Raw genomic sequence first — 24486 nt, forward strand, 5'->3', positions numbered from 1 at the left:
TTTAGTGCTTTTTTTTATGCGTTTAAATCATATTCCATTTTTATATTGGACCTTTTGTAAGGCGAATCTTGCTCTAAAGTAATTTCCTTAAAGCCAAATTTTAAATATAAATAGATTGCGTTTTTTAATGTTTTACTAGAGTAGAGAAGTAGCCTTTTAAATTGATTGGTTTTGGCAAATTCAATACTATGTTGCAATAATTTTTGACCTATTTTATGTCCTCTCATATCCGGAGAAACCGCCATTTTAGTTAATTCAAAACCAGGTTGGTCTTTTAAGGGCATAAAGGCATAAGTGCCAACTATTCTGTCTTCAAACTTAGCAAAAAAGATAAAACCACCTTTATCTATAATATAGTCTTTAGGATTGCTTAAAACAGTTTGATCAAAAGGCTCAACATAAAAGTAAGTTTCCAACCATTCTATATTTAATTGATAAAAATCTTTAGAATACAGTTGATTAAACGGAATTATTTTAATATTTTCTGTCATCTTTAATTTAATATTTTTATTGCAAAAAGCATTAATAGAATTGAAATTACAGAAATAAAAAACGTTAAATTAAATATAGATTTATCTGCAACTTGTTTTCTAATTAAATCAACAATCATCCAGATTGGAACAGCTACAATTAATACAAGAACGGGTATTGTTATGGCTTGTGCAGTGTTAATAAACCAATCCATTTGTACTTGGTTAATAAGCACAAATAATAGTGTAATAATAAAGATAAATACTAAGGTTGCTATCGCAAGTCTTATATATTCTACTTGTAATTTAGTCATTTTTATTTGAGTTTGAACGTATAAAGTCTGTTATTAAATAGCTGATTAGTTTACCTACTTGTGCAGCATTTTTCTTTTTTGCCGAAGCTTCGCAAATATGCAAATAATTAGCATTATTTAGTTTTGCAAAGTGATGAAGAAATTGCCTTGTTTTTTCTACGGTAAAACCACTAGGTGTTTGTGCGCTACTAGGTGTGTTTATTATGGCATCACAATCTATTTCAATTCCAAATTTTGATTTATTAACATGTGATTCAGCACGCTGTAGTTCTGCTAAAAACTTCTTTTCATGTCTGACAGCAACAGCTTCGTAAGTATTATAGTCTAAATGTTTATTGTCTTTAAACTGACTAAAAATATGTGAAGACGTATAGTTTTCGTGTAAACCAAAAACAAAATAACGTTTTAAGAAACCTTCCGCGTAAGCGTAACTAAACCCATTACCACTATGTCTACCTTCCAACGCTCTAAAATCTGTGTGTGCATCAAAATTAATACTGTTTACAGGTTGTTTTAAGGCTAAACTTGTTCCTTTAATCATTCCGTAAGCATTATTGTGTCCACCACCAATGGCAATAGGGATTTTACCTGCACTAACAATTTTAGAGACTAAGTCTACAATATGTTTATCTATTTCTGTTACTAATTTTCTAGCTTTAGAAATATGCTTAGGGTTGCTCTGTTTTAGTTTGGAGATTACTTCTTGTTCTTCAGAAAAATCTAGATGTCCCAGAATTAGTACGTTGTTGGGCACATTAAACGTGTTACTTTGTGTATTTAACAAAATTTTAATTGTAGCCTCCCAAGTGCTTGAAGTGCCTGATTTACCGTGATTTGCAAATACACCGACGTCTTCTGGTATGCCAAATATAACATGCGTAACGTCTAAATTTTTAAGTGCATCGTATATATTTGAAACACTGGTTAATGTCTGAACATGTTCACCAAATTTAGTTTCGCCAGAGCGTGTATTAAGTAGATCTGTAATAATCGAGTTATTAAATAAAACTAATTTATTCATTTACTTTTTATGTAGTTTTGAAAAATTAAAATTACGTTTTTATTATTAAAGTTTTAACAAGAAACAAGAATTAACGTTTAACAATTTAAAAACAAATAATTATGGCAAATAACACCGCAAGTACAGGACTAAAAGTAGCACTAGGTATTGCTTTAGCATTATTTATTGGTACCGGAATTTACACGTCGTCTTTATATAAAGACAAACAAAAAAATGAACAAGAATTAACGCAGCAAAAAGAGAGTGTTTTAAGCGATTTAAACATTATGGCTGCAAAGTATGACGTGGCTTTAGGAGAAAATAAAGTTGCAAATCAAAGTTTGATTGATGCAAGAGAACGTATTCAAGGTTTGATAGACTCTTTAAAAGTATCAGAAAACAATGTGGGTAGTTTATGGAAGTATAAAAAGAAATACTTAGCGTTGCAAGATGAAATGGATGTGTTGTTAACTGAAAACGACAGATTAAAAGTTGAAAACATGCAATTAGCAACTACTTTGGATAGTACAAATGTGAGATTTGAAAAAAGCAGAATGTTTAACGATTCGCTTTTAGTACAAAATACTGCGTTGGCTAATGTAGTAGAAAATGCAGCAGTATTGTCTACTGCTAATTTAAAAGGGTTTGGTGTTATTGAGCGTAATAACGGTAAACTAATACCAACAGAAAGAGCAAGAAGAAGTGACAAAATTAGAGTATGTTATACAGTTGCAAAAAACAAGTTAGTACAATCCGGAGATAAGGAGTTTTTTGTACAAGTTTTGGATCCTAAAAATAATGTTTTAGGAGTTAATGAGCAGGTTAAATTTGGAGAACAATCACTTAATTACAGTGTGATTAGTAAATTTAATTATGAGAATGCAAATTTAGATATTTGCGAATTTGTTGCAAATAATACAGATGATGATTTTGAAAAGGGGCTTTACCAAGTCAATGTTTTTAATGCAAACGAATTGGTTTCTAGTTCTCAATTTACTCTAAAATAAAAGTATTACTAATAGTAATTTATTATTCCATAAAAAGCCTGAAAGTATATTGCTTTCAGGCTTTTTTAATGCGTTTAATTTAACGTGAATTTTTCTTTTGTAAGCTTCTTTAGTAATTAAAAGAATAAATAATAATCTTGATAAGTTTAAACTATATAACTTGTCCGTTAATTATAACAGTATCAATATGATTATCTCCAAAAGCATATGGTAAATAGTTATAACTTGAGATTGGTTTTGTAATAATTAAATTGGCTTTTTTTCCTTTGGTGATACTTCCATATTGATTAGATATTCCCATTGCATATGCGCCATTTATTGTAGCTGCATTTATAGCTTCTTCTGGTGTCAATCTCATTTTAATACAAGCTGTGCTTACAACAAAGTTCATGTTTCCTGATGGTGTAGATCCTGGATTATAATCTGAAGCCAATGCTAATGGTAAACCTGCATCAATTATTTGACGACCTGGTGTATATGGAATGCTTAAAAAATAAGAGCAAGAGGGAAGCGCTACAGCAATTGTATCACTATCTTTTAAGGCTTTTATATCTTCAGGATTTAACTGCTCTAAATGATCTACGCTTAACGCATTATGCTTAACCGCTAATGCAATACCTCCAAACGCATTAAATTGATTAACATGTATTTTTGGTATTAAATTATAGTGTTTACCAGCGTTTAATATTTGTTCTGTATCGTTTAAGTCAAAATAGCCTTTTTCACAAAAAATGTCAATGTATTGGGCTAAGTTTTCTTTGGCAATTTGAGGTAGCATAACGTTAATAATCTGATCTAAATAACCTTGCTTATTATCTTTGTACTCTAAAGGTAATGCATGAGCACCTAAAAAAGTGGCTTTTACTTTTAACGGAAATTCTTTTTTAATACGTTTTATTACGCGCAGTATTTTAAGTTCAGCCTCAGGTGTTAATCCGTAACCGGATTTAATTTCTATTGCTCCTGTACCTAACTTCATAACATTTTTTAAACGTGCAATGGATTGGTTGTAAAGCTCGTCTTCACTTGTATTTTGAAGTATTTTAGCGCTATTGGTAATTCCGCCGCCACGGTTTGCAATGTCTTCGTAACTTAAACCATTGATACGGTCTACAAACTCTTGAGAGCGGTCTCCAGCGTATACAATATGCGTGTGAGAGTCGCACCAAGTAGGTAAAACTAGTTTACCTGAAGCGTCAATTATTTTATCGGCTTTTATGGTACTTACGTCTATCATAGATCCAAAATCAACAATTGTGTCATTATCAATTAGTAGATAAGCATCTTTAATAGTAGGTAATTCTTTCATCTGATTTCCAGATAACTTTAAAGTGTTTTCCTCTCTTACCTGCAGTAATTCTTGAATATTTGTAATAAGTATTGACATAAAAAAAAGCTCTAATTTATATTCAAATATAGACAAAATGCATAGTACAGAATACTTCTTGTCAGAATAGTTGTTTTAAATTTTAACATGTCATACGTCGAAAACTTCTTTGACCAACCAATAAATATTATAATTTAGCATACGTGTAAATAAAATATATGTGTGAGAAGGGAGAAAAATATTATAATGATATATATAACTATATAACTTCATTTTACCCCATGTCTAAAACCTCATTTGATCAGATGTTAGGTGCTTCTAGTTGCAAACAGCTAAAAGCAGGAGATATTCTGGTTGATTCTGGAGATGTGCCAAGTAAAATTTATATGTTAAATAAAGGTGTGATGCGTTCTTTTGTTAGGTTAGAAAGTGGAAAAGAAGTGACTAAATCACTTTTTTTACCTATCACGATTTTGGCATCTTTTGATGCTTTGCTTAATGAATCGCCTTCAAATAGTATTTATGAAGCTCTAACAGATTGTGATATTTATATTTTAGAATATTTTCAGTTTAAAGCATTGTGCGAATCTAATATTGAAATCCTAGGGTTTTATGCTAAATTTTTAGAAACCTTGATTTGCGAAAAGGATAAAAAGCATATTGAATTATTAACCATGGGAGGAAAGGCGCGTTATTTAAACCTAAGAAAAATGATTCCGAATATTGATAATTTGATACCGCAATATCAAATTGCGAAGTATTTGAGTATTACGCCAGTACAACTTAGTAGGATAAGGGCAAAATTGTAATATTTATTAACATATGTTAATGTGTATAAATATAATAAGTTATAATCTTGCAGTGGTTATTTAAACCATCCCTATTATTAAAATTAATAACTAACTAAAAAAAACCGATAAGCTAGCTTACCGGTTTTTTACTTTTATAAGAGTTGTCACATTATTTTAATGCACCAACCATATTTTCTGGTTTTACCCATTCGTCATAATCTTCTGCAGTAACATAGCCTAAATTAACAGCTTCAACTTTTAAAGTTGTACCGTTTTTATGAGCAGTATTTGCAATTTCAGCAGCTTTATAATATCCTATTTTAGTGTTTAAAGCAGTTACAAGCATTAAAGAGTTGTTTAAAAGTTCTTTAATAACATCGTAGTTAGGCTCTATACCTGCAGCACAATTAATATCAAAACTAACACATGCATCTCCAATAAGTTGTGCAGATTGTAATATGTTAGCAGCCATCATTGGTTTAAATACGTTAAGCTCATAGTGTCCTTGTGTACCTCCAACAGTTACAGCAACATCGTTACCCATAACTTGTGCACATACCATTGTTAAAGCTTCACATTGTGTAGGGTTAACTTTTCCTGGCATGATAGAGCTTCCTGGCTCGTTAGCTGGAATAATTATTTCACCAATTCCAGAACGTGGTCCTGAAGCCATCATACGGACATCATTAGCTATTTTGTTTAAAGAAACCGCTAATTGTTTTAAAGCACCGTGACTTTCTACAATAGCATCGTGTGCAGCTAAAGCTTCAAATTTGTTTGGCGCAGTAATAAATGGTTGTCCTGTAAATTCTGCTATATATTCTGCAACACGTTTAGAGTAGCCTTTAGGTGTGTTTAAACCTGTACCTACAGCTGTACCTCCTAAAGCTATTTCGCTTAAGTGTGGCAATGTATTTTCTAAAGCTTTAATACCATGGTCTAATTGTGACACATAACCAGAAAACTCTTGTCCTAAAGTTAAAGGTGTTGCATCCATTAAATGCGTACGACCTATTTTTACAACGTTTTTAAATGTATCCGATTTCTTTTTTAAAGTATCACGTAATTGTTTTACACCAGGTATGGTTGTTTTAACAATTTTTGTGTAAGCTGCAATATGCATTCCTGTAGGGAACGTATCGTTTGATGATTGTGATTTATTAACATCATCATTAGGTTGGATTGTTTTCTCTCCTTCGCCAACAATTTTACCGGCTAATTGGTGTGCTCTGTTAGCAATAACCTCATTAACATTCATATTAGATTGTGTCCCAGAACCTGTTTGCCAAATTACTAAAGGAAATTGATCATCGTGTTGTCCTTTTAAAATTTCGTCACAAACCTGTGCTATCAAATCGCGTTTTTCAATAGGTAAAACCCCAAGTTCACAATTTGTGTAAGCTGCAGCTTTTTTAAGATAAGCAAAACCATAAACCACTTCAAGTGGCATTGATGCAGCCAAACCAATTTTAAAATTATTTCTAGAACGTTCTGTTTGTGCACCCCAAAGCTTGTCTGAAGGGACTTTAACTTCGCCCATGGTATCTTTTTCTATTCTGTATTCCATCTGAAAATTAATTAAATTATAGCAGTAAAATTACAAAATTTTGAGGTTTTAGATTGTCAGATTTGGATAATAAAATTAAAAAATAATGTACTGTATTTGATGTTAGTGTTTTTGTAAAATTTTTAATAGTAAAAAATTGATTAGAAATAATTTAAGATGTGTTAAATACCCTTATTTCTTTGAGAATAAATACATACCTTTATCTTTTATTAGCAACTTAACCTAGTGCATGATTTTTAATAAGATAATTAAGAATGTAAAATATTATTTGCTTGTTTTTATAGTTTTATTTGTAGGTGTATTTTTATTACACAACCTATTGGATAATAATAATGCTTTAGAACAGCAAAAAATAGAACAGAAACTTAAAGAGGAGCATGCAAATGCTATAAATAGTGCAAAAGCAGGCTTGCAAGTGTATGCAACGATAGTGTCTTCTATTAAAAGTTATACTAAAAATGAAGCTACATTCCCTGATGAATACCAGCTCCAAAAGTATCTTAACGATTTATTAAAAGATATCAATTTTAAGGATTCGATTTTAATAAGCCATGTAGGGATTGACCATGCTTTTAAATATGTAATAACTCCTAATCAAATTGATCCTAAAAAATTAAAAGGTGTTTCTACAAAATCATTTATTTCTAAGAAAAAGATAGCCGCATTAGATCGTTTAATGCAGTCTGAGGATATCGAATTGTTTCCACCTATAAATTTGAGAGAAGGATGGGCTGGTTTTCCGTTTGATTTTTCGGCAAGAAATAATAAAAACGAAATTTTAGGATATGTTGCTCCCGTTATAAATGTGAAGTATTTGTTGGATTATTTTTATGAAAATAATGATGCAGAAACTTATGTACACAAATTTATTGTTAATGATTCGATAGATTTAACTCGAGAAGCAGTCCATAATAACACTGAAATATTTAATGCTACTAAAGATGTAGAATATTATAAAAACTTTGATGTTAAGGATAGTGATTATATCTATTCCAGTATACAGTTGTTTGGTTTAAAATTAAGAATTGGTAGTGCTTACAAGGTTAAGCCTTTAGTAAATAAGAGTAGCACAAATATAGCTTATGCTTGGTATGCTTTAATTTCTCTTTTAGTGTTGTTATCATTATATCAGTTTCTTAAAAACAGAGCCTTAAATAATAGTTTACATGATGCTAACGATTTAGTTCTTGATAAAAATAAAGCGTTGGAGGGTAACTTGCTTAAAATTCAGACCTTGATAAAAGAGATTCACCACAGGATAAAAAACAACATGCAAATGGTGTCTGGTATTTTATTAATGCAAGAGGATGAGTATGAAGATGAAAATATTAAAAAAGCTTTAAGAGATAGTCAAAACCGAATACAATCAATGTCTCTTGTACATGAAAAACTTTATGCAAATGCGACTTTAAAGGAAGTAAATACAAAGGAGTATATAGAGCAATTATTGATGTATGTTGAGGATACTGTAAAGTATAAAGCATTAGAGTTACAAAAAGAAATTGTTATAATTCAAGAGTTGTACTTTGATGGTGACACCTCTTCGGATTTAGGATTAATAATTAACGAATTGGTTACAAATTCTTTTAAGCATACTTTTAGAGAAGGACGTAATAATAAATTACGAATTGAAATTATTAAAGAAGAGTCATTCTATAAATTGATATATAAAGATTACGGTAAAGGATTAGCCGATAATTTTGATTTTAAAAGTGCAAAAACTTTAGGAATGCAATTAATTACAATTTTAACGGAGCAATTAGGAGGGCGATTGGAGTACAATAAGTCGCCGGATAGCACTTTTATTATCTATTTTAAACCATTAGAAAAAAGTTTCAAGGCGTAGGTCGGAAAATTATTAACAAGTCTGTTAATAAATTTTAACTTTGTATTGGATAAAAAACAACTTTACTTTATCTTTGCCATAACAATAAACAAGAAATTAAACGCATTATGTTCGAATTTGACCAATATTTAGGCTTTTTAGCATTTTTAACTATCTTAACCATAGGGTTTTGGTTGATGATATTTTTAATCACTTTTGTTATTCCTTACTGGATTGGAGGAAGTGTAATTGAGCGTTTAAACGAAATTAAAGAAGAGAAAAAAGCTAATCATAGCGCATAAGCTTTTAAATAGTATATTAAAAAAGGGAAATTCGAAAGGGTTTCTCTTTTTTTGTGAATAATATTTTGCTAGTTAATGTTGAGCATAAAAAAAGGAGCAAGTAATTAATTACTTGCTCCTTTTTTATTAATTGTATTTTACCTATTAACCTTCAAAATCATCACCATCTCCGTAACCACCACGTTCTGGACGTTTCTTTTTCTGATTGAATCTATATGTAAAGGCTAAATTAAAGCTACGTTCTCTCCACTGAAACTCGCTATAAGCATCATAAGTAGGAGTAGTAGTAGTCTGCTGTCTTTTTCTACTGTTAAATAAATCGTTTACATTAAATGCAATTGACGCTCTGTCTCCAAATAAATCTTTACTCAATGCCATAGTAGTTGTAAAGATACCTTCTGATTTATTTTGAGCATCCTCACTTGGACCTCTATAATTTAGATTAGTTTGCCAATCAATTTCTCCAGGCAATGTGTATTTATTACTTACTCTAGCAAACCAGCTTGTATTTGTGTTGTCTAAGGATAAACCATTTGGAGTATCTCCTTTAGTGTCGTTTTGAAAAAAGTTAAAGTTTCCGTTTACTCTCCATTTTTTAGAAGGACTGTAAGTTAAAGTGAATTCAAATCCATATCTGTCTTCTGTTGCTAAGTTTATTGGTGTACGTTGTATGATTGGTAATTCTTCTCCATTTACAATAGCCGTTTCTCCTGTATCAAAACTTACATAGTTAAAAGCGTCTGTAGCATGAGAATAGTATAAGGATGAATTAAATGTGAATTTACCAAAACGTTTTAAATATCCTAAATCAAATTGTCCTGAATAACTAGGGTTTAAGTTAGGGTTACCTTGGAAATAATTAGTAACACTAGATCTTGATGGGAATGGGTTTAAAAAGAATCCTCTAGGACGACGTAAACGTCGTGCATATCCCAATGTAATATTTTCTCTGTCTGTTATTTCGTAACTTAAATTTACTGTTGGGAATAATCCTGTAAAATCTCTTTTACTGAAATCGCCTGTAGTTGGTTGGTCAATAGTTAACTGCGTGTTTTCTAAACGTAAGCCTAGTAAAAATGAAAAGTCACCAATTTTACTTCCAAACTGAGTGTAAACTGCATTTAAATATTCTCTAAAATTTAAAACATTTGATAAATCTGTACTTAATGCAAATTGATTAGTATCAGTATCTAAAAATTCTACTTGAAAATCTGTTGTCGTTGTATTAAAATTACCTCTGTAACCTGCTTCAAATTGACTATTTTCTCCAATAGGAAGTACATAGTCCGATTGTAATAAGATCTGTGTTTGATCTTCTAAAGTAGCAACACGTTCTGAGGTTATATTATCTACTTTTACTAAAGAGTTTTCGTCTTCTGAACTTTTTTCATATTGAAAGTCAAAAGTAAAAACATGACCACTTTCTTTGAAATTTTTCTGAAAGTTTAATGCGTACTGCATTGTTTTGTCCTCTTCAAATTCTGGGTCTAAACGTACCGTTGTAGATAGTAAGTTTTTATCAGAATCAAATTGTTGTAATAAGTTAGTCGTGTTGTTTTCGTCATCACTATTTCTATACAAGAAAGAAGCAGTTAAAGATGCAGAATCATTGACATACCATTCTACACCAAAATTAGTAGTAAGTCCTTTTCTAATTCTATCAAATTCATTAGTTTCATCTAAAAAGTTTCCTGTAGATACGTATTGAGTAGAAGAAGAGGAGTTACCAGGTGCTTCTCTGTAGCTATAACCTGTAGTATTAAATATATTGATGTCTCCAGTTCTGTAATTAATGTTACCATTAATTCCTGCAGAAGGATTGTAACCAACATTAGTTGTTATTGCGCCATTTAAACCTTCTAATTTACTACGTTTAAGAATGATGTTTAATATTCCTGCAGTTCCTTCCGACTCATATCTTGCGGATGGCGATGTAATTACTTCGACACGTTCTATAGATTCGGCTGGTAATTGTCTTAAAGCGTCAGTCGAATTTAAACCAACTAAACCTGATGGTTTTCCGTTAATCAAGATGCGCACGTTATCATTTCCGCGTAAAGCGACATTACCTTCTACATCCACCGAAACAGAAGGGACGTTATCCAAAACATCACTTACGGTTCCGCCACGCACGGTTAAATCCTTACCAACGTTATATATTTTTTTATCTAATCTAATTTGTACTGTCGTTTTTTCAGCAACAATTTCAACTTCATCTAATGCTTCCGCATCCATAAATAAATACTGCGTTTTTAAATTCTGGTCAGCAGTAATTGTTTTGTTAGGAATTGTTTCGGTTTTAAAACCGATATACTCAAAACTAATATCATAAGTGCCTTTGTTTACTTCAATTGAGTAATTACCCGTTCCATCTGTAATACCTCCTGAAACATCAGATGGGCTTTTAGCATTTTTAAATACAACTGTTGCGTATTCTAAAGGTGCATTTGTATCCTTTTCTAAAATTTTTCCTGTAATAGTTACCTTGTCATCAGCTCCACTTTGTGCAAATGCTGTATTTAATGCTAAAAAGAGCAAGCAAACGGTAATAATATTTTTTGTCATAAGTTTTGGTTTCTTAGTATGACCTCAAAAATACCGATAGGTTTAAAGGGGATTGGTTAAAGGTTTGTTAAATAAAAAATGCACCTTATTTTAAAGGCGCATTTTCTTGCTGTACGATATTAAATATGCGTTTTGGAGGATCTCCGATAACAGCTTTTTCACCGTTTATAATTATTGGACGTTCTATAATATCTTGATACTCGATCATGATATCTATTAAGCTGTCGTCATTAAACTTATGTCCCTCATCTACAAGAGGTTTGAAGTTATCTATCCACGTTTTACTTTCTTTTCTAATTAATTCTTCAGGTTTTATATTTAAAAGTTTTATTATTTTGGTAAACTTGATTTTATCTAACGGTTTGTCTTGATATTTTATGACTTGACTATCGTTTTTATGTGTCTCCAGTATTTCAAGGCAAGCGTTTGAGCCTGTAGACTCAGGATTGTGATATATAACTATCATTAGTTTAAGGGAAAATTTTAGTTGCTATTAATTGCTAAGAACTGATATTACAATATTGTTTGAATTAGCTCTGTTGGTCTGCCTATTACTGCTTTGTTATTATTAACAACAATAGGTCTTTCTATTAGCTTTGGATATGCTACTAACGCATCAATTATTTGATTATCCGTAAGTGTTTTTGTTTTGTAGTTTTCTTTCCAAATGGCTTCATTTTTTCTTACCAATTCCATTGGCGTAATATCTAAAAGCTTGATTATTTCTAATAATTGAGCTTTTGATAATGGATGGTCTAGATATTTAATAATTTCAAACTCTTGGTTAGAGTCTTCTAATAACTGTAACCCTTGTCTAGATTTGCTGCATCTAGGATTATGGTATATTTTAATCATTTTTTATAGGTTTTGGTTATCTGTTTCTTGCTGCCCCATCATCATTAAATAGGCTTTTAAAAAGGGTTCTATATTACCATCTAAAACAGCATCAACATTTCCTGTTTCATGGCTACTTCTTACATCTTTAATTAATTTGTAAGGGTGTAATACATAGTTTCTAATTTGACTACCCCATTCAATTTTCATTTTTCCGGCTTCAATATCATCACGTTGTGCTAATTGTTTTTGCAACTCAATTTCGTACAATTGAGACTTTAACATTTGCATAGCTCGAGATCTGTTATCGTGTTGTGATCGTGTTTCAGAACATGATATTTGTATACCAGAAGGCTTGTGTGTTAATTGTACTTTAGTTTCAACTTTATTTACATTTTGTCCACCGGCACCACTTGATCGGGCAGTAGTAATTTCTATATCAGCTGGGTTTATTTCAATCTCAATAGTATCATCTACTAAAGGATATACATATACGGAGGCAAAACTAGTGTGTCTTTTTGCATTACTATCAAAAGGAGAGATACGCACCAATCTATGGACGCCATTTTCACCTTTTAGCCAACCAAAAGCAAATTCGCCTTCAATTTCTAAAGTAACGGTTTTGATACCGGTAACATCACCTTCTTGAAAGTTAAGTTCTTTGACCTTAAATCCATTTTTTTCGGCATACATTAAATACATGCGCATCAACATGTTTGCCCAATCACAACTTTCTGTACCACCAGCACCAGCTGTAATTTGTAATACGGCACTTAAATTGTCTCCAGGTTCTGACAGCATATTTCTAAACTCAAGATCCTCAATTAAGGACAAGGCTTTATTATATCTGTTTTCTACGTCAGATAAAGTGGCTTCATCTTCTTTATAGAATTCGTATATAACTTCTAAATCTTCAACAAGTATTTTGGATTGGTTGTAGTCATTGATCCATTTTTTCTTTTCTCTAATGGATTTCATTACTAGCTCAGCGCTTTTTGAATCATTCCAAAAGCTAGGATCAAAGGTTTGTTCTTCTTCGTTTTGAAGTGCAATTAGCTTAGCATCAATGTCAAAGATATTGCCTTAACAAATTAAGGCGTGTATTAAGATCTTTAATGTTTTCTGAAGTGATCATATATTAGGTTTGCGTATCTAACAAAAATAGAATTAATACTCATATTTAAAAATATTTGCCAACTATTTTTAATAGATTTATGCTGAAAAATAAGAATTAAGATGATTATAGATTTAAGAAGTGACACGGTTACTAAACCAAGTCCAGGAATGTTGGATGCCATGATGCACGCCAATGTTGGTGATGATGTTTATAAAGAAGACGAAACTATAAATGCATTAGAGTCAAAAGTTGCAGACATGTTTGGTAAGTCTCATGCCATGTTTTTTCCAACAGGGACAATGGCTAATCAAACTGCACTTAAATTACATACTAATCCAGGAGATCAAGTAATATGTGATAAATATGCCCATATATATAATTACGAAGGTGGAGGTGCCTCTTTTAATAGTGGTATATCATGTAATTTACTTGATGGGAGCAGAGGGATGTTTACAGCGCAGCAGGTAATTGAGGCTATAAATCCTCCAGAATTTTACCATAGTCCATTAACAACGTTGGTGGAAATTGAAAATACGACAAATAAAGGAGGAGGTGCTTGTTGGGATTTTCAAGAAGTTTTAAAAGTAAAACAAGTTTGTCAAGATCATAACTTAGGATTTCATTTAGATGGTGCACGACTTTGGAATGCATTAGTAGAAAAAAAAGAAACGACACAACAATACGGAGATGCGTTTGATACGATATCTGTCTGTTTAAGTAAAGGTTTAGGATGTCCAATAGGATCCGTTTTAGTAGGAGATGAGCAAATTATGAAAAAGGCACTCCGAATTAGAAAAATTTTAGGTGGAGGTATGCGACAAGGTGGTTTTCTAGCTGCTGCGGGATTATACGCTTTGGATAATAATATTGAAAGACTGTCAGAAGACCATAAAAAAGCTAGGGAATTAGGGGACGCATTATTAAAGTCTTCTTTTGTTAAAAAGGTAGAACCTGTTGAAACAAATATTGTCATATTTGAGCTTAATGAAAAATACTCAGAAAACCAATTTATAGAGCTGTTTTCTGCGAAAAATATTAAGTTAATTGGAATGGGAAGTAACAAATTAAGGGTAGTAACGCATTTGGATTATTTTGATAATCAGCACGATAGGGTATTAGAGATTATCAATAATTTGTAATTTTTTTTTACTAGAGTTGTTATGCTGAATCTAAAAGTGTAAAAACAAGTGTTTTTAAACGGAAATTTAACACACTTTATCGAAATGTTAACTCAATTTTAAGAATAAATACCGAGAATAGTCAGATATGTGTTTTTTTTGCATCAAATTAGTGAACAGTCGTTATTAGTTCGGCTATATATTTTAATAAATAACAATTTAAATTAACAAAAATGAAAAAAGTATTACTAACAATTTTATCTTTTGTAGTCTGCTCAGCAGTTTTTGCACAAGATTTACCTACAAATCCTGAGCCAGGGAAATGTTACGTACGTTGTGTAACTCCTGATGTATGGGTTAACCAAGACATTACAGTTCAGGTTGCACCAGCTTACAAGAAATTAAGCGTGGTTCCTGCACAGTACAGAACAGAAAACGAAGAAGTTGTAACTCAATCTGCTGGACAAGAATTATCTGTTGTACCTGCACAGTATGAGACACAAACTTTTGAAGTTGTTACTCAAGGAGCGTCACAGAGATTAGAAAAAGTAGCTGGATCTACGGATACAACTACTGAAGAAATGACAATCCAACCTTCTTACCAAGAATTAGCAGTAGTACCTGCTAAGTATGCAAACGAAACTTTTGAAGTTGTTACAGCTGAAGCTGGTCAAACTTTATCAGTAGTTCCTGCAAAATTAGGGTCTGAAAGTTTTGAGGTTGTAGTACAAGAAGCTGGTCAACGTTTAGAGTTGGTACCTGCAAAATATGAAAACAGAACAGAGACTGTATTAGTACAAGCTGCTTATACTAAGTTACAAACTGTACCTGCACAATATGAAACTAGAACTGAGACAGTAGTAGTACAAGCTGCTGGTCAACGTTTAGAAGTTGTTCCTGCAAAATGGACAACTGAAAATGTAACTGTAGTAGTACAACCTGCTTCTTCTAGATTAGATTTAGTTCCTGCTCAATATGGTACTGAAACTGTAGAAGTAGTTGTTAAAGAAGCTGCTCAACGTTTAGAGGTTATTCCTGCAAAATGGGGAACTGAAACGTTATCTTATAAGAAACAAGAATTTGGTTCTACTTTATCTGTAGTACCTGCTAAATTTACTTCAGGTTACCAAACTATCGAAGTTAAGCCAGCTACAGCTAAATGGGGTATGAGTGATACACCTGCTGCTGATTGTGCTTCAAGTGATCCTAACGATTGTAGATACTGGTGTTACAAAAATGTACCATCTCAAAACATTACAATTAACACAACTGAATTAGCTTCTGATGCGCAAGTAATGACTAAGCCAGGATGTGATCAAGGAACAAACAATGCTTCTGATTGTGGTATGGGTACTTACACAAGACGTGTAGTTCAAACTCCAGCAACAACTAGAGTAATTGATATTCCTGCTGTTACTAAAACAGTTAAGAAAACAGTAATGACTACACCTCCAACATCTAGAGTTATTGAAATTCCTGCTGTTGAAAAAACAATCAAGAAAACAGTATTAGTATCTCCAGCTACAACTAGAGTAATTGATATTCCTGCTGTAACTAAAGATGTAACAAGAAGAGTTATGGTTACACCTCCAACAACAAGAGTTGTAGATGTACCTGCTGTAACTAAAGAAGTTACTAGATCTGTAATGGTTACACCTCCAACAACAAGAGTTATTGCAATTCCTGCTGTTACAAAAACTATGACACGTACAGTTGTATTAGAGCCAGCTACTACTAGAGTATCTGAGATTCCTGCTGTAACTAAAACTATGAAACGTACTGTAATGGCAACACCTCCTACAACGAGAGCTATTGATGTACCTTCTAAGTCTACAACAATCAGAAAAACTAACATTACTCCTGAGTCTACTAGAGTTGTTGCAATTCCTGCAGTAAGTACTACAATGAAGCGTACTGTTATGACTACACCTCCTACAACTAGAGTTATTGAAGTTGCTCAAAAAACTGCAACTTTAAAGCGTACAGTTTTAGCTAGTGATGCTAGAGTAGAAGAAACTACTGTTCCTGCTGTTAACAAAACAGTAACGAAAGAAGTATTACAGAAAAAAGGTGGATTAACGACTTGGACTGAGGTTGATTGTAAAATCGTTGAATATAACGACTTAAACATAAACTGGAATTTAGGTTCTGCTTCTTTAACTGCAGCTGCTAAAGCTGAAATCGATGCTAAATTATTACCTGTATTAGCTAACGGAGTATCTGTAGAGATTGCTTCTCATACTGATTCAAGAGGTTCTAAAGAATCTAACAGATCTTTATCTGAAAGAAGAGCTCAAGCTGTAACTAACTACTTAATCACAAAAGGAATCAATTCTTCAAGAATTGTATCTAATGGATATGGTGAAGCTAGATTAGCAAACAGATGTTCTGATGGTGTTTCTTGTACAGAAAGAGAGCACTTAGCAAACAGACGTACTCAATTTAGAGTTATCAATGCTAACTAATTAGTATATACTTTTATATAAAAAAAGGAAGCCAATTTGGCTTCCTTTTTTCTTTTAATAAGGTTTTGTTTCTTAAAACAAATCCATTCCAGGAATGTTAGGCATTCCTTCTTTAGTAACAGCAGCAATCTCAGTATCATTAATCTCAGTTGCTTTTGCAATAGCCTTGTTAAGTGTTAAAATCAGATAATCTTCTAGCTGTTCTTTATCATTTAATAAATCATCACTGATAGTAATAGATTTAATTTGACGGTTAGCAGTTATTGTTACCTGTAATAAATTATCAGTACTGTTTTGATCTATTAAAACAGTATCCAATCTTTTTTTAGTGCTTTCTACTTTTTGTTGGGTTTCTTTTAATTTACCCATCATACCTTTAAGGTCTCCAAACATGTCTAATAGTTTTAAAATTAATAGTGCAAATTTATTAAAATGATTGTTTATAAATTCATTTTAATTAAATATGAAAAAACTGTTTTTGCTAATTATATTAAGTTTTACATTTGTAGTATCCCATTAAATAGAAAAAAGTATGACTAAAAGTAATATAGTACCTCCTGTTGCAAAAAAAGTAAAAAAGGAATTAACCATACATGATGACACTAGAATAGATAATTATTATTGGCTAAATCAAAGAGAAGATCAAGAAGTAATAGATTACTTAAATGCAGAAAATAGTTATACAGATTCTGTTTTAAAACATACAGAGCCATTTCGAAAGTCTCTTTTTGACGAAATGAAGGCTAGAATAAAAGAAGACGACCAAAGTGTGCCATATAAACAAAATGGGTATTGGTATATTACTAGATTTGAAGAAGGAAAAGATTATCCAATTTATACTAGAAAAAAAGATAGTTTAGAGGCGGATGAAGAAGTCATGTTTGACTGTAATACAATGGCGGAAGGATTTAGTTACTTTAAGTTGGGTGGTATTTCTATCAGTACAGATAATACATTAGCAGCTTATGCTGTAGATACCGTAAGTAGAAGACAGTATACCATTTATGTAAAGAATCTTATTACAGGTGAAATATATACAGATAAAATAGAAAACACATCTGGAGGTGCAACATGGGCTAATGATAATAAGACTTTGTTTTACAGTCAAAAAGATGAAGTTACATTGCGATCTGACAAAATTTTTAAACATAAACTAGGAACTGAATCCTTACAAGATGTTTTAATTTTTAACGAAGAGGATGAGACCTTTAATACATACGTTTATAAAACAAAATCTAAAAAGTATTTAGTTATTGGAAGCTCTAGTACATTAACTACAGAATATAGCATTTTAGAAGCAGATAATCCAGATGGTGATTTTAGAATTTTTAATGCACGTACGCGTGATTTAGAGTATTCTATTGCGCATTTTGAAGATAATTTTTATGTTATTACAAACAAAGATGGTGCAACAAATTTTAAGCTTCAAAAAACTAGCGAATTGGATACTAGTAGTGATAATTGGGTCGACGTTTTACCGCATAGATCTGATGTCTTATTAGAAGATATCGAAATTTTTAAAGACTATTTAGTAGTTAACGAAAGAGAGAATGGATTAAATCAACTACGTATTATTAGTTGGAATGGTAAGGAAGATTACTATTTAGATTTTGAAAATGAAACGTACACCGCATTAATTGGTAATAATCCTGATTTTGATAGCGAATTTTTACGTTATGGTTATAATTCTTTAACAACGCCGAGTTCTGTTATAGACTATAATTTTATTACAAGGATTAAAACAGTTAAAAAAGAACAACAAGTACTTGATCAGAACTTTGATAAAGACAATTATACCTCAGAACGTATTTGGGCAACAGCTAGAGATGGGGAGAAAATCCCAATGTCTGTAGTATATAGAAAAGACACAGAGCTTAACGGTAATAACCCCGTATTACAATATGCTTATGGCTCTTATGGCTCTACAATAGATCCCTATTTTTCTACAATTAGATTAAGCTTACTTGATAGAGGTTTTATATATGTTATTGCACATATTAGAGGAAGTGAATATTTAGGTAGACCTTGGTATGAAAACGGTAAGTTGTTAACCAAGAAAAATACTTTTACAGATTTTATTGATTGCTCAAAACATTTAATAGAACACAACTATACGTCTAAGCAACATCTATATGCCATGGGGGGTAGTGCAGGAGGACTGTTAATGGGAGCTATAATTAATATGAATCCAGAATTATACAACGGAGTTATTGCTGCAGTACCATTTGTAGATGTTGTAACTACAATGTTAGATGATTCTATTCCGTTAACAACAGGAGAGTATGATGAGTGGGGAAATCCAAATGATAAACCTTATTATGATTATATGAAATCATATTCACCTTATGATAATATAGAAGCTAAAGCATATCCAAATTTATTAGTAACAACAGGTTTACATGACTCGCAAGTACAATATTGGGAGCCTGCAAAATGGGTTGCAAAATTAAGAGAGTTAAAAACAGACGCTAATTTATTATTGCTAAAAACAGACATGGAAGCCGGTCACGGTGGTGCTTCTGGTCGTTTTGAAGCTTTAAAAGAGGTGGCTTTAGAGTATGCTTTTATATTTGATTTAGAAGGAATAAATAAATAATGAAAAAAAATGCTTATTTTTGCACGGTTTGATTTTTAAAATCAAAAAAATAAGTAGCTTTTAAATAGCATTTATGAAACAAAAGAAACAAGTTTTTGATAGCGTATTAGATTTAATTGGTGATACGCCAATGATAAAACTAAAAAAAATTACATCAGAATTTAAAGGAAATTACCTAGCAAAGGTAGAGGCTTTTAATCCTGGTCATTCTTCTAAAGATAGAATTGCACTATATATTATTGAGCAAGCAGAAAAGCAGGGTATCCTTAAACCTGGCGATACAATTATAGAAACGACTTCTGGTAATACAGGATTTAGTATTGCTATGGTTAGCGTAATTAAAGGATACGACTGTATATTAGCTGTAAGTTCTAAATCTTCTGCAGATAAAATAGACATGTTAAAAAACATGGGAGCTAAGGTGTATGTTTGCCCAGCAAACGTAAGTGCGGATGATCCTAGAAGTTATTATCAAGTTGCAAAACGTTTGCACGACGAGATTAAAGGTTCTGTTTACATTAACCAGTATTTTAATCAGTTAAATATAGATGCACATTACCAGTCTACTGGTCCAGAAATTTGGAACCAAACAGGTGGGGAGATAACACATTTAGTAGCATGTAGCGGTACAGGAGGAACTATTTCTGGTACAGCTAAATATTTAAAAGAGCAAAATCCAAACATCAAGATTATTGGTGTAGATGCATTTGGTTCTGTACTAAAAAAATACCACGAAACTAGAGAGTTTGACGATAAAGAGATTTATCCATACAGAATTGAAGGTTTAGGTAAAAACTTAATTCCAACAGCTACAGATTTTGATAGTATTGATAAGTTTATCAAAGTATCTGATGAAGAAAGCGCACACACAGCAAGAGAATTGGCTCAAACAGAAGGTTTGTTTGTAGGATACACTTCTGGAGCTGCGATGCAAGCTTTAAAGCAGTTAAACGAATTAAATGAATTCAAGGAGACAGACAACATTGTTGTTATTTTTCCTGACCATGGATCACGTTATATGAGTAAAATATACAGTGATAAATGGATGAGTGAACAAGGCTTTTTTGATAGTAAAAATGAAGCTGCTGCTCAAAGTATTCAATATGTAAAGTAATTATTACAATAAACATATAAAAAGTTAACTTTAATATAATTAGAGTTAACTTTTTTGTTAATAACAGTTAGGCTATTTATTATGCACGTATAATAAAAATGCCTAATTTTGTATTATCTAACTAAATTATAATAGCTTAAGCCAATTATTTCGCAAATAATAGCTTAAAAATCGCGTTTTACAATGAAAGATTTATTTGAAAAAATATACAAGGACAAAGGACCACTAGGTAAATGGGCTGCGCAAGCAGAAGGTTATTTTGTGTTTCCTAAATTAGAAGGAGAAATTTCTAATCGTATGAAATTTCAAGGAAAGGAAGTTATCACTTGGAGTATCAATGATTATTTAGGATTAGCAAATCATCCTGAAGTTCGTAAAGTGGATGCAGAAGCTGCAGCACAGTACGGATCAGCTTACCCAATGGGAGCAAGAATGATGTCGGGTCATACAGAATTACATGAGCAGTTACAAAACGAACTAGCAACTTTTGTACAGAAAGAAGCAGCATATTTATTAAACTTTGGTTACCAAGGTATGGTATCTACTGTAGATGCTCTAGTTAGTAAAGATGATATTATTGTTTATGATGTTGATGCACACGCATGTATTATTGATGGTGTAAGATTACATCACGGTAAACGTTTTACGTACAAGCACAACGACATGGAAAGTTTGGAAAAAAACTTAGAACGTGCTACTAAAATGGCAGAGACAACTGGAGGAGGGATCTTAGTGATTTCTGAAGGTGTTTTTGGTATGAGGGGAGAGCAAGGTCGTTTAAAAGAAATTGTTGCTTTAAAAGAGAAGTTTAACTTTAGACTTTTTGTTGATGATGCACATGGTTTTGGTACTTTAGGTAAGACTGGAGCAGGAGCTGGTGAAGAGCAAGGTGTACAAGATGATATTGACGTTTATTTTGCAACGTTTGCAAAGTCTTTAGCAAGTACAGGTGCTTTTATTGCTGCTGATCAAGAAATTATTGATTATTTAAAATATAACTTACGTTCTCAAATGTTTGCTAAGTCATTGCAAATGCAATTGGTTGTTGGAGCATTAAAACGTTTAGATATGTTACGTACAATGCCTGAGTTAAAACAAAACTTATGGAAAATTGTAGATGCATTACAGTCAGGTCTTAAATCACGTGGTTTTGATATCGGAACAACACAAAGTTGTGTAACTCCAGTATATTTAAACGGAAGTATTCCTGAAGCGATGGCTTTAGTTAGAGACTTAAGAGAAAATTACGGAATATTCTGTTCTATTGTAGTGTATCCAGTAATACCAAAAGGATTAATTTTATTAAGAATGATTCCTACTGCAACGCATACATTAGAAGATGTAACAGTTACTTTAGATGCTTTTGATGCGATTAGAGAACGTCTAGAAAACGGAACTTACAAACGTATGTCTGCTGCTTTAATAAAAGCAATGGGAGAATAAGAAGTAATAAATATAATATATAAAAAAATCCGATTCGTAAGAATCGGATTTTTTGTTTTAGTGTAGTTCCTTTTTGAAGGTACAACGTCTAATATATACTTCTGGATCAAAATGCTTCCATATTTTATGTATAGCTTCATTGTCTTCTAGTTCTGGTGTTCTGTAACAGGTTTGTATACCTTTTTCAGTAAATGTGTTATAGTATTCATTAAAAATAACAGCATGGACACCCTTATTTTGATAATCAGGATGTACACCAATTAAGTAAAACATAACATCTTTACTTTCTTTTTTAGCTTTTAGTAACTTCAAAAACCCTAAAGGAAAAAGTTTACCATTCATCTGTTTTAATGCACTTGCAAATCTTGGCATTACGACCGCAAAAGCAACTAGTTTTTTATCTTTATCTAGTACAAACTTGATGTACTCTGGATTTATAAAACTGATAAATTTCTTTTTAAAATATTCCTTTTGAATGTCTGTAATAGCCACAAAGGATGACAAAGATGCATAGCTATCATTAAATAAATCAAACATCTGATCTACGTATGGCATAACTTCAGATGTTTTTTTCAAATCTAAAGCAGTTAACTGATAGCGACGCTTGATTAATTCTTGTGCTTTATAGAAAAATTCTGGTTTTACGTTTTCAAAAGGAAAGCGATTTTCAGAGTATTTTTTTTCAACAGAAAAGCCATGTGCTTTATAATGGTTAACATAATAGGGGTGATTATACCACGTTATCATGTTTCCAACAGTATCAAAACCTTCCGTAATAACACCAACTTTGTCTAAATTAGAAAATCCTACAGGACCTTCTGTGTAAACTAAGCTGTTTGCTTTTCCTATGTTGTAAACCTCTTCTAATAGTGCTTTACTGACGTCTTGGTCATCAATAAAGTCAAACCAACCAAAACGCATTTTTTTGATGTTTTGATCTTTTACTTCCAGCCAGTTTATTATGGCAGCTATACGCCCTACAATTTTATTGTCTTTATAAGCTAAAAACAATGTGGCTTCAGCATCATTAAAGATTGGATTTTTTTTAGCATCAAACGTAGCTAATTCTTGGCTAATAATAGGAGGAACCCAATACTTGGAATCTTTATATATATCAAATGGAAATTTAACAAATGCTTTGTAATCTGCTTTTGAAACTACTTTTTTGGTTGTAATCATATAAAAAAGAAAGGGTTAATTTTCGTCATCGAAATCAATTTCTTGAGTTTCTTTTTTTCGTTTTCCTGAATCTTCTGGAGTATCAGGGTCTCCATCTTTTTTCTTCTTCTTTTTCTTATTTGCTCTTCTTTCGTATTCTTCTAAAGCATCAGTCCCGTTGTCTTTGTCTGCTTCAGGATCTTTATGAAAATCTAAACGGTAAGAGGCACCAAAGTTTACACCAAATACAGAAGGTGTGTCTTTAGTATTAAAAGTCACTGCTGTATCTAATTGGAAATCTTTATTCCATAAATAGGCACCACCAAATCTAAATAAGTTATCTGCGTAGTAGTCACTTTTAATCCCTTGCGTTTCTCCAAATAACACCCATTGTTGATTAATAGCTTTAGTTAATGTTACTATATATTCAAAATCAGAAAAATCTGATCCAATTCTGTCTTTAGAAAAATTGGTTACTAATACCCATCCACTGCTAAAGTTGTTTTGAGTAGCAATCATTACTTTAGGTGTAAAACCACCTTCGTAATTAGGACTTGTAAACGGGTTGCTATAAGGGACATAACTGTTATTGTCAGCATCATAGTTAACTCCCACATATACGGCAACTGCTGGTATTAAATTACTCCATTTAAATTTCTTGTTTGCATGGTAGCTATATAAATTCGGTTTTTCTTCACCTCTTTTTTTATAAGGATCGTAAACCAAATATTTAGCACCTACTGTCAAATATCTAAAATTAGCACGGTCTGATTCTACAGGAAATGCAGAAGAGCGGTTATCCGTAAAGGTGTCATTTTGGTAACTTCCTTCAATATTTAATTCTAATTGCTCCCAAACCAAACCATAACGTGCCGCAAAGTCAATTCCAAACCCTGAAACTTCATTTTTTAGTGGCGTATGTTCTTCTTTAACTATATAAGGACCAACTTCCAGTTGGGCTACATTTTTTCCTACAGCAAAAGCACTTCTAGATACTCCAGGTCTGTTAGAATTTATGACATCTGTATATTGGGCAGTAGCAGTGATACTTGCTAATAGCAGAATATACTGCAATATTAATTTTGGGTTAAGCATATATTATTGTTTAAAGTCAAATATAAGATTTTATATTTTTTTTAAGTATTTAAAACTTAATTTAAAACTGAAGAATTGTATTTTTGTTAAAGTATTGATAATTTAACAAAAGTTACAACATGGGTTTATTAAGAACCATCCTTATTATTGCATTAATTTATTACGGATTAAAAATCTTATCTCGTCTGTTTGCACCTGCGCTTTTTAAATACGCAGCCAAAAAAGCGGGTCAACGTTTTAATGGCGGTTTTAACCAACAAAGAGCAGAACCAACTACAAAAGAAGGAGAAATATCTATAGATAAAATGCCTAATAATAAATCTTCAAATAAAAATGTAGGGGAGTATGTAGATTACGAAGAAATTGAGTAATTTTCAA

General features: G+C 31.9%; 22 protein-coding genes. 10 read left to right on the forward strand and 12 right to left on the reverse strand.

Going from position 1 to position 24486, the window contains the following annotated elements; genetic code table 11:
- Positions 1-14 precede the first annotated feature (14 nt).
- The 3 genes from CXF54_RS03500 to CXF54_RS03510 are packed head-to-tail and all read right to left on the reverse strand — an operon-like array spanning position 15 to position 1805.
- Positions 15-491, reverse strand: a complete 477-nt coding sequence (locus CXF54_RS03500; RefSeq protein WP_101202462.1) for a GNAT family N-acetyltransferase — start codon at positions 489-491, stop codon at positions 15-17.
- Positions 492-493: 2 nt separating this feature from the next.
- Positions 494-784: a hypothetical protein gene (locus CXF54_RS03505; RefSeq protein ID WP_090838437.1), complete on the reverse strand. Its 291-nt coding sequence runs from the start codon at positions 782-784 to the stop codon at positions 494-496.
- Positions 777-1805 carry a formimidoylglutamase gene (locus tag CXF54_RS03510; protein ID WP_101202463.1) on the reverse strand — a complete coding sequence of 343 codons (1029 nt, stop codon included), beginning with the start codon at positions 1803-1805 and terminating at the stop codon, positions 777-779. Before CXF54_RS03510 ends, CXF54_RS03505 begins: the two co-directional genes overlap by 8 nt.
- A gap of 101 nt (positions 1806-1906) precedes the next feature.
- Here CXF54_RS03510 and CXF54_RS03515 point away from each other — a divergent pair, with 101 nt between their 5' ends.
- Complete coding sequence (locus CXF54_RS03515; protein ID WP_101202464.1) at positions 1907-2791, forward strand: chromosome partitioning protein ParA; 885 nt, start codon at positions 1907-1909, stop codon at positions 2789-2791.
- 151 nt (positions 2792-2942) lie between these two features.
- Here CXF54_RS03515 and hutI read toward each other — a convergent pair whose 3' ends face one another.
- Positions 2943-4178 carry an imidazolonepropionase gene (gene hutI, locus CXF54_RS03520; RefSeq protein WP_101202465.1) on the reverse strand — a complete coding sequence of 412 codons (1236 nt, stop codon included), beginning with the start codon at positions 4176-4178 and terminating at the stop codon, positions 2943-2945.
- A 221-nt stretch (positions 4179-4399) separates the two neighbouring features.
- Between hutI and CXF54_RS03525 the strand changes: the two genes are divergently transcribed.
- Positions 4400-4927: a Crp/Fnr family transcriptional regulator gene (locus tag CXF54_RS03525; RefSeq protein WP_157823381.1), complete on the forward strand. Its 528-nt coding sequence runs from the start codon at positions 4400-4402 to the stop codon at positions 4925-4927.
- 151 nt (positions 4928-5078) lie between these two features.
- On the opposite strand, the gene fumC is transcribed toward CXF54_RS03525, so the two are convergent.
- Positions 5079-6476, reverse strand: a complete 1398-nt coding sequence (fumC, locus tag CXF54_RS03530; RefSeq protein ID WP_090838427.1) for a class II fumarate hydratase — start codon at positions 6474-6476, stop codon at positions 5079-5081.
- A 229-nt stretch (positions 6477-6705) separates the two neighbouring features.
- Between fumC and CXF54_RS03535 the strand changes: the two genes are divergently transcribed.
- Together CXF54_RS03535 and CXF54_RS15775 are read left to right on the forward strand one after the other, a co-directional pair.
- Positions 6706-8322, forward strand: coding sequence for a sensor histidine kinase (locus tag CXF54_RS03535; RefSeq protein ID WP_101202467.1), 1617 nt, complete (start codon positions 6706-6708; stop codon positions 8320-8322).
- Between the two features lie 107 nt (positions 8323-8429).
- Entirely contained in the window at positions 8430-8603 is a 174-nt protein-coding gene (locus CXF54_RS15775) for a hypothetical protein (protein WP_177183510.1), read from the forward strand.
- Between the two features lie 144 nt (positions 8604-8747).
- On the opposite strand, the gene CXF54_RS03540 is transcribed toward CXF54_RS15775, so the two are convergent.
- The 4 genes from CXF54_RS03540 to prfB form a co-directional block, all read right to left on the reverse strand.
- Positions 8748-11168: an outer membrane beta-barrel family protein gene (locus tag CXF54_RS03540; protein ID WP_101202468.1), complete on the reverse strand. Its 2421-nt coding sequence runs from the start codon at positions 11166-11168 to the stop codon at positions 8748-8750.
- 85 nt (positions 11169-11253) lie between these two features.
- The gene (locus CXF54_RS03545) at positions 11254-11634 is read right to left on the reverse strand and encodes an ArsC/Spx/MgsR family protein (protein WP_101202469.1); all 381 of its coding nucleotides are present in this window, start codon (positions 11632-11634) and stop codon (positions 11254-11256) included.
- A gap of 47 nt (positions 11635-11681) precedes the next feature.
- Complete coding sequence (gene arsC / locus CXF54_RS03550; RefSeq protein WP_090838419.1) at positions 11682-12023, reverse strand: arsenate reductase (glutaredoxin); 342 nt, start codon at positions 12021-12023, stop codon at positions 11682-11684.
- Between the two features lie 3 nt (positions 12024-12026).
- A protein-coding gene (gene prfB, locus CXF54_RS03555) for a peptide chain release factor 2 (protein WP_143067787.1) occupies positions 12027-13137 on the reverse strand; the annotation gives its coding sequence in 2 pieces (ribosomal slippage) (positions 12027-13073 and positions 13075-13137; 1110 coding nt in all).
- A gap of 101 nt (positions 13138-13238) precedes the next feature.
- Here prfB and CXF54_RS03560 point away from each other — a divergent pair.
- Complete coding sequence (locus CXF54_RS03560) at positions 13239-14258, forward strand: threonine aldolase family protein (RefSeq protein ID WP_101202470.1); 1020 nt, start codon at positions 13239-13241, stop codon at positions 14256-14258.
- Positions 14259-14470: 212 nt separating this feature from the next.
- Positions 14471-16702 (forward strand): OmpA family protein, encoded by a 2232-nt coding sequence (locus CXF54_RS03565; RefSeq protein ID WP_101202471.1) that lies wholly within the window; start codon positions 14471-14473, stop codon positions 16700-16702.
- 72 nt (positions 16703-16774) lie between these two features.
- On the opposite strand, the gene CXF54_RS03570 is transcribed toward CXF54_RS03565, so the two are convergent.
- Positions 16775-17095 carry a YbaB/EbfC family nucleoid-associated protein gene (locus CXF54_RS03570; RefSeq protein WP_101202472.1) on the reverse strand — a complete coding sequence of 107 codons (321 nt, stop codon included), beginning with the start codon at positions 17093-17095 and terminating at the stop codon, positions 16775-16777.
- Positions 17096-17234: 139 nt separating this feature from the next.
- On the opposite strand from CXF54_RS03570, the gene CXF54_RS03575 reads away from it, so the two are divergent.
- The 3 genes from CXF54_RS03575 (at position 17235) to CXF54_RS03585 (ending at position 21855) form a co-directional block, all read left to right on the forward strand.
- Positions 17235-19298: a S9 family peptidase gene (locus CXF54_RS03575; RefSeq protein ID WP_101202473.1), complete on the forward strand. Its 2064-nt coding sequence runs from the start codon at positions 17235-17237 to the stop codon at positions 19296-19298.
- A gap of 73 nt (positions 19299-19371) precedes the next feature.
- Positions 19372-20412 carry a PLP-dependent cysteine synthase family protein gene (locus CXF54_RS03580; protein ID WP_090838405.1) on the forward strand — a complete coding sequence of 347 codons (1041 nt, stop codon included), beginning with the start codon at positions 19372-19374 and terminating at the stop codon, positions 20410-20412.
- 183 nt (positions 20413-20595) lie between these two features.
- A complete protein-coding gene (locus CXF54_RS03585; RefSeq protein ID WP_090838403.1) occupies positions 20596-21855 on the forward strand; it encodes an aminotransferase class I/II-fold pyridoxal phosphate-dependent enzyme in 1260 nt (419 codons plus the stop codon).
- A gap of 57 nt (positions 21856-21912) precedes the next feature.
- Here CXF54_RS03585 and CXF54_RS03590 read toward each other — a convergent pair whose 3' ends face one another.
- Both CXF54_RS03590 and CXF54_RS03595 read right to left on the reverse strand, forming a co-directional pair.
- Positions 21913-23034, reverse strand: a complete 1122-nt coding sequence (locus tag CXF54_RS03590) for a GTP cyclohydrolase (protein WP_101202474.1) — start codon at positions 23032-23034, stop codon at positions 21913-21915.
- A gap of 15 nt (positions 23035-23049) precedes the next feature.
- On the reverse strand, positions 23050-24108 hold the full coding sequence (locus CXF54_RS03595; protein ID WP_101202475.1) for a transporter: 1059 nt from the start codon (positions 24106-24108) through the stop codon (positions 23050-23052).
- Between the two features lie 119 nt (positions 24109-24227).
- Between CXF54_RS03595 and CXF54_RS03600 the strand changes: the two genes are divergently transcribed.
- Positions 24228-24479, forward strand: a complete 252-nt coding sequence (locus CXF54_RS03600; RefSeq protein WP_101202476.1) for a DUF4834 family protein — start codon at positions 24228-24230, stop codon at positions 24477-24479.
- Positions 24480-24486: the final 7 nt, after the last annotated feature.

This window comes from Olleya sp. 1-3 (assembly GCF_002836085.1).
Taxonomy (GTDB): domain Bacteria; phylum Bacteroidota; class Bacteroidia; order Flavobacteriales; family Flavobacteriaceae; genus Olleya; species Olleya namhaensis.